This window comes from Methanoculleus sp. MH98A, assembly GCF_000691865.1.
GTDB lineage: Archaea > Halobacteriota > Methanomicrobia > Methanomicrobiales > Methanoculleaceae > Methanoculleus.
The window spans coordinates 1-570 of sequence record NZ_JMIO01000289.1 but is presented as its reverse complement, the minus strand read 5'-3'; the positions used below and the strand labels follow the sequence as shown (position 1 = coordinate 570).

The 570-nt window shown below is 37.4% G+C and carries 1 protein-coding gene; it reads right to left on the bottom strand.

The window, feature by feature from the left end; all coding sequences use genetic code 11:
- Positions 1-478 (bottom strand): helix-turn-helix domain-containing protein (locus EI28_RS13265; protein ID WP_231476878.1); only part of this gene is annotated, 478 nt, incomplete at its 3' end.
- Positions 479-570 lie beyond the last annotated feature (92 nt).

Sequence of the window (570 nt, the reverse complement as noted above, 5' to 3'; positions counted from 1 at the left end):
AGCCAATCAAAGCCATTTTTCGTTCGTATATGGCATCAAAGTCTCTTCTGATCATGCGAGGCTGATGAGAACCTTTTCGAATCCATGAATCTCCTTTCTTCAACGGATTGTAGTCTTTCTTCATCATGTAGGGCTTATCATCGCAGTTTCCAATTTTGAAGACTCCAAAGCATTTTCCTGAGTATTCATATAAACTATATTCGAACTTTATATCTGGCTCCACGTTATTCTGGATCAATTCTTGATAAACAGCATCATCTATGAAGTCCGCTCTGCTTATGCCTCGGAGTTCTTTTTGTCCCTCTTTGTTATAGATTACCCCGATAATGATGTAACGCTCGTCGTTAGTATCAGCATTTGCCATTGCGATGATGTCCTTTATAAGATCTGCGTGTTTCTCTCTCGGATATTGAGATCCTTTGAAGTCTAAATTGAGACTTTCATCGTAATATTCGATTAGATCATCGATATTTGCCATTCCCTCAACCACACGTAACTCGCAAAAGTACTATTTTTGCAATGTTCATCTAACCTTAATCTATAATTCTCAGTTATTAAGTAAAATGGATA